Origin of the sequence: Microcoleus sp. K4-B3 (genome assembly GCF_036704615.1) — a bacterium.
Lineage (GTDB): Bacteria > Cyanobacteriota > Cyanobacteriia > Cyanobacteriales > Microcoleaceae > Microcoleus.
In genome coordinates this window covers 1-6394 of record NZ_JAUBSF010000160.1, presented here as the reverse complement: position 1 = coordinate 6394, position 6394 = coordinate 1, and the positions used below count along the sequence as shown (strand labels likewise).

Here is a 6394-nt window from a genome sequence, read left to right as displayed (position 1 = left end):
ATAAGTTAATAGTTGGGATTAAATCCAGTAAAGCAAAACTTTCCATTATATCATAAAATTATTTTGCAAGAGGTCTATTAATGGAAGGATCGTCCAAAAACCAATGCCACCAGGAGAACATAGTGCACTTCAGACTGAATTGTCTCCCGCCATTAACTCGGTTGTGAGGTCAAAAAAGATTGCACGAGCTTTCTCAGAACTCCGCTGCACTTTTGGTGAACGATCGATTATACCGGATGTTTCCGTATTCTTATGGAGCAGAATTCCTCGCAAGGAAAATGGTGAAGTGGCTAATATTTTCTCAATTGCCCCAGATTGGACGATCGAAATTCTTTCGCCTGACCAAAGCCAAACTAAGGTAACAAAAAATATTCTGCATTGCTTGAAGCACGGAACGCAGATGGGTTGGCTGATTGACCCATCTGAGCAATGTGTATTTGTTTACTTAGTCGATCGACCAACAGCGTTTTATGACGAACCGGATGTACTGTTACCAGTGCCAGAATTTGCAAGAGAATTCAATCTTAGAGTAGAAGGTTTATTTAGTTGGCTGCTTGATTAATGACAAATAAAGTTGACTTTTTAGACGCCATTTTTTTACACAAAAAGTGCAGAAATAAATTTATTTTCACGGTCGATTATCGTGAAATTTTTCAAATTTAGTTAACAAGCCTAATAACTTTCGATCGCGCGCTGCTGCAAAGCGGCTACACTTGCAGGCGCGGGAACTTTGCTTTGAGCATCCGCAGTTAGCAGAAAGGTTGCACTTACAGGCGGCGACGCGATTTTGAACTCAGGGCGATCGGGCAACGAGCGATAATCGATCGTGAATATGTGATGCCGTTAGCATTCCGGGTGATGGATTCAAGTTATATTAAGCTTGTCCCCCGACAATCCGTGCGGAGGATATCACCTTAATTATGTTAACAGGTAATAGTTAACCGTTAAGTGATTTACCTCATTTTTCAGTTGATAAAACCTCAATATTATGACTACTCAAACCACTTCTCCACTCCTACTCAGTTCCTTCAAACTCGGAGATTTACCCTTAAAAAACCGGGTAGTCATGGCACCCCTGACGCGCTCCAGAGCCGGTGAAGCGCGGATGCCCAACGCTTTGATGGCAGAGTATTACACTCAGCGAGCCGGAGCTGGTTTAATCATTACAGAAGCCACAGTGATTTCTACTCAAGCTAATGGTTGGCTCAATACGCCCGGTATTTATTCAGACGAGCAAGGCGAAGCTTGGAAACAAGTTGTGACTGCGGTTCATGCCCGCGAAACGCCGATTTTCATGCAGCTTTGGCACTGCGGGCGGGCTTCCCACAGCAATTTTCATGAAAACAATCAATTACCAGTTGCAGCGTCTGCCATCAAAATAAACGGAGAAGGCATTCATACCCCTCTAGGCAAACAACCCTACGAAACTCCCCGCGCTCTAGAAACCGATGAAATTTCCCTGGTTGTAGAAGATTATCGCAAGGCGGCGGAACGGGCAAAAATGGCAGGTTTTGACGGTGTAGAAATTCACGCGGCCAACGGCTATCTCATTGACACGTTCCTGCAAACCAAAACCAATCACCGCACTGATTCCTATGGAGGCACAGTTGAAAATCGTTACCGTTTTCTTAAGGAAATTGTGGAGGCGATTATCACAGTATTTCCGGCCAACAGAGTAGGAGTTAGGCTGTCTCCAAATGGTGTTTTCAATGACATGGGTTCTCCAGAATATCGAGAAGATTTTCTGTATTTCGCGGAGCAGTTAAATGCCTATGATTTAGCGTACCTTCACTTGGTGGACGGTCTGGCTTTTGGCTTTCACGAATTGGGAACGCCGATGATGATAGGAGAGTTTCGCGATGTGTTTGCAGGGCCGCTGGTCGGCAACTGCGGATATACTCAAGAACAGGCTGAAACGGCCCTGAGCAGCAAAGTTGCGGATTTAATTGCTTTTGGTCGAGATTTTATCAGCAATCCCGATTTGGTAGAGCGTTTTACTAATGGTTGGCCGCTCAATCCGCCGGCTGAAGTGGGCGTCTGGTATTCTTTTGGGCCTGAAGGTTATATCGATTTCCCTAGATATCAGGAATCGGCCGCTATTTCTTAGTGGAGTTGGTTGGTTGGCTGGGGCGGGTTTATCAATACCGAGTATGTGAATCATAGATAATGGTGAACTCGCCCCAACAGGATTTATGGTTAATTCACAAAAGTAGGAGTGGGAGTTGGAGCGATATTTAATTTTCATCGCCGGTTGAGATCGAGAACGTTTCCCCATATCCTAAGAACCATAGGGTACTTCAAAAAATTAGAGCTGCTAGCTCAGCGTTTGAGTGCCTGAAAATAATCAATAGCGGAAGCGCTTTTAACAAGATGGCACAAAATCATAAATCAACGGTTATCATCACCGGCGCTTCCTCCGGCGTCGGTTTGTACGGCGCGAAAGCTCTCGCAGACAAGGGATGGCACGTAGTCATGGCCTGTCGGGACGTGCGGAAAGCCGGAGATGCCGCCCAAGAGTTGGGCATACCTGAAGGCAGTTTCTCCATCATGCAGATTGACTTGGGCGATTTGGAAAGCGTGCGTAGGTTTGCTCGCGCATTTAAGGCCAGCGGCAGGCCTCTGGACGCTTTGGTGTGCAACGCCGCCATTTATATGCCTTTGATTAAGGAACCGCTGCGGAGCCCGGAGGGTTACGAGTTGACGATGACTACCAATCACCTGGGTCATTTCCTGCTGTGCAACCTGATGATGGAAAATATGAAGCCTTCCTATTATTCCGATGCCAGAATCGTGATTTTGGGAACTGTGACTCACAATCCAGACGAGTTGGGCGGGAAGATTCCGCCGCGCCCGGATTTGGGCAAGTTTGAGGGTTTTGAAGCGGGTTTCAAAGACCCGATTTCGATGGTTGATGGCAAGAAGTTTGAACCGGTCAAGGCTTACAAAGATAGCAAAGTTTGCAACGTGCTGACGATGCGGGAGTTGCACCGCCGCTTTCACGAATCCACGGGGATTACTTTCACTTCGCTGTATCCGGGATGCGTTGCGGATACGCCACTGTTCCGCAATCACTATCCCCTATTTCAGAAGCTGTTTCCGCTGTTTCAGAAGAATATCACGGGGGGTTACGTGTCGCAGGAGTTGGCGGGCGAAAGGCTGGCGATTGTGGTTGCCGATCCAGAATACAAGCAATCTGGGGCTTATTGGAGTTGGGGAAATCGCCAGAAAAAAGATGGTAAGTCTTTTGTGCAGAAGGTTTCTCCCCAGGCCCGCGATGATGAAAAAGGCGAGCGGATGTGGGAGTTGAGCGCTAAGTTGGTGGGATTGGCTGACGGGGCTCAAATTGGTGCTGCAACTGGTGCGGGCCGCTCTGCATAATTCATAGTTAGAAACCCCTTGTATAAGACTAGGCTGTTGAAACCGCGTCTGGGCACAGGAGGTCTGCCGCCGACGCGGACTCAAGAATAAAGGGGGTATTAAAGTCGGATTTGGTATGATACACCAAAATCAAAGAAACCGGGTTTTTTAGTGGATCTGCGGGCTGTAACTCACATCTTGCACTATTCTTAAGAACAAGCAAGATGCCTGTTCCACAAGAAAATTTATCTCTTGTGGAACAGGCATCTTGCCTGTTCATAAAAAGATTATTGAGAATGGTGCAAGATCTCAGTTGTAGCGCGTCTTTTCGGACACAACCCGGTTTCTGGTTTACCCTGGCGTGCAGGGCTATTCTGGTTGCTGCATTAGCATGAAAGCGTAGGTTTTGCAACAAAAAAATTTTGGTTTTTTTTACCGTTTACGATCGACTTACACGAGATTTTTTCGGATAAAAACCCGGTTGATGCGTAAGAGTTGGGAAAGGAACAAGGGTTGATCGACCTTTTGCTTTTTAGCGCCTGCGAAACTCTTTGCGGCGACGGCTGTTTCCTTTTTTGCTGTTAAGATTGATTTTTACTTGAGGGTGCTCACTTCCTGAAAATATTTTCCCCCACTTAAGCGAGATAATAATTAGATCCTATGGCTTGTCGCTCACAAAAACTATTTTTACTCGCTGGAATTTTTGGGTTAGTTTGGCTGGGAAAACCAGCGAAAACATCCGCTAGCACAGTTGAAATTTTGACTTCAAATGTTAAGGATTTGGCAGCAGTCAGCAGCGGAGGCGATCGAGCTTTCCTTCCCGATACTAATCTTGACAAACGCGAAGACTTGCTCGTAAAAGAGGAGGAAACGCAGTTACCCACAGAGTCAGAACGATCGGTGGCGGCGGAAACTCTCGACTTACCGCCGTCCGCGGCAAATTCAGTCGATGTGACATCTTACACCATTCTCAAGAACAGGCAAGATGCCTGTTCCACAACGAGTGAGTTTGATTGTGGGGTGGGCATCCTGCCCGCCGGTAAAAGGCTTATTGACAATGGTGCAACTTCTCAGCCCGATCGCACTTTCAGCACCAAAACTCAAGAAACCGAGCTTTTTAACTCAGATCAAAAACTAGAAGAAAATATTGACCGAGAAAAAATTGATTTGGGTATCGATCGCGACTCGCAACTAAGCCAAGTGCCGAACCCAATTCTGCCCCGAGAACCCGAATTACCAGCTCCTGAGCCGCCGCAACCGCCTGCGCCGTCTCCCCTCCAACCAACGCCGCTAACACCAGTTCCCGGCGATGGTAGGCCGGAGATTCCGGGTACAATTCAGGTCGATCGCTTTGAATTTGAGGGCAACACGGCTTTTAGCGATCGCGAACTCGCAGAAGTTACGCAACAGTTTGCGGGCCGCGAAATCACCTTTGCCGAACTGATCGCAGCCGAAGCAGCCGTCACTCAAAAATATGTAGCCGCAGGATACATCAATTCCGGCGCTGTAATTCCCGCCAACCAAACCTTTCCCAGATCGGGAGGTGTGGTGACAATTCGGATTGTAGAAGGCGGATTAGATGAAATTGTGATTACTGGAAACAGGCGCTTAAATTCAAATTACCTGCGATCGCGCCTTGAACGCGCTACCAGACGGCCCCTCAACCGCGATCGGTTGCTGGAAGCCTTGCAACTGCTGCAACTCGACCCCTTAATTGCCAATATTTCCGCCGAACTCCAAGCCGGAAGCCGCCCGGAAAACAGCCGCTTAGAAGTGCGGGTAAAAGAAGCAGACAGCTTTAGCGCTGAAGTGTTTGCAGACAACAATCGATCGCCCAGCGTAGGCAGTTTTCGGCGCGGTGTTCGCATCAATCAAGCAAATTTGCTCGGTTTGGGCGACGGATTAGAGGTATCTTATGCTAACACCGACGGCAGCAACGAATTCAACGGCAGCTACACAGTCCCCGTCAACGCGCGCAACGGCACGATTGGGTTCGCTGCGGGTACTGCTAGCACCAACATCATTGAGGAACCCTTCGATGCTGCACAAATCGAGGGGAAATCGCGAACCTACGAATTAACTTACCGCCAGCTGATTGTCGAAAAGCCCGATCGCACTTTGGCTTTGGGACTGAGTTTTTCGCGGCAAGAAAGCGACACATTCCTGTCGGGGGAACGATTTGCGCTTTCGGCGGGAGCAAATGAGCGCGGCGAAACGCGGGTTTCGGCTGTGCGGTTTTTTCAAGAATACGTGCAGCGGAGTTCCAGCCAAGTGTTCGCGGCGCGATCGCAGTTTTCCCTCGGTACCGATTTTTTGGGCGCTACTGCGAACGATAGCGGGCCCGACAGCCGCTTTCTGGCGTGGCGCGGACAAGCGCAGTACGTGCGGCTGCTAGCACCAGAAACCTTGCTGATAGTGCGTTATGACATTCAATTAGCCGATCGCCCCCTGCTTTCCCTCGAACAAATCGGGATCGGTGGCGTTCAAAGCGTGCGCGGATACCGCCAAGATTTGCTGTTAACTGATAGCGGTGCGATCGCATCTGCTGAAGTGCGAATTCCGGTTTGGCGTGTCCCGCAAGTCGAAGGTTTGTTGCAAGTCGCTCCGTTTATCGATTTTGGGGTAGGGTGGAACCATTCGGAGGAAAAGCCGAATCCCGACTCGGATAAACTGCTGGGTGCGGGTTTGGGGCTGGTTTGGCAGATGGGCGATCGGTTGAATGTGCGTTTAGACTATGGTATTCCTTTGATAAATGCTCGATCGGGCGATCGAACTTTGCAGGAAAAAGGCGTCTACTTTAGAATCAATTATTTTCCGTTTTAAATTGTAGGTTGGGTTGAGTGCGATCAAAACTAAACACTTTCTACAGTATCTTAGATTCTGCTGTCTTAGACTATAATTAGTGTGAAAATGTTATTCCACTTGCGTTTCAATAATCATATTTAAAGTTTAGCCTGCTTTACTTAGGGCTTGCTGAATAATCGATCGCATATTGCGTCGCGAAAGGTTTCGATAGCGCGAGCGAGAAAAAAGTGCA

The 6394-nt window shown here is 48.1% G+C and carries 3 protein-coding genes and 1 pseudogene; all 4 read left to right on the top strand.

What is annotated here, in order from left to right; translation table 11 throughout:
* Nucleotides 1-76: 76 nt before the first annotated feature.
* Nucleotides 77-562 (top strand): annotated as a pseudogene (locus QUA78_RS31320) (Uma2 family endonuclease); the annotation flags it as partial.
* Between the two features lie 426 nt (nt 563-988).
* Nucleotides 989-2107, top strand: coding sequence for an alkene reductase (locus tag QUA78_RS31315; RefSeq protein WP_333306786.1), 1119 nt, complete (start codon nt 989-991; stop codon nt 2105-2107).
* Between the two features lie 263 nt (nt 2108-2370).
* Nucleotides 2371-3378: a protochlorophyllide reductase gene (locus QUA78_RS31310; protein WP_333306784.1), complete on the top strand. Its 1008-nt coding sequence runs from the start codon at nt 2371-2373 to the stop codon at nt 3376-3378.
* Nucleotides 3379-4017: 639 nt separating this feature from the next.
* Nucleotides 4018-6180, top strand: coding sequence for a ShlB/FhaC/HecB family hemolysin secretion/activation protein (locus QUA78_RS31305; RefSeq protein WP_333399216.1), 2163 nt, complete (start codon nt 4018-4020; stop codon nt 6178-6180).
* Nucleotides 6181-6394: the final 214 nt, after the last annotated feature.

Bases quoted from the DNA above. Each gene is read 5' to 3' on its own strand.
- QUA78_RS31315 (WP_333306786.1), top strand. From the start codon at position 989: ATGACTACTCAAACCACTTCTCCACTCCTACTCAGTTCCTTCAAACTC.
- QUA78_RS31310 (WP_333306784.1), top strand. From the start codon at position 2,371: ATGGCACAAAATCATAAATCAACGGTTATCATCACCGGCGCTTCCTCC.
- QUA78_RS31305 (WP_333399216.1), top strand. From the start codon at position 4,018: ATGGCTTGTCGCTCACAAAAACTATTTTTACTCGCTGGAATTTTTGGG.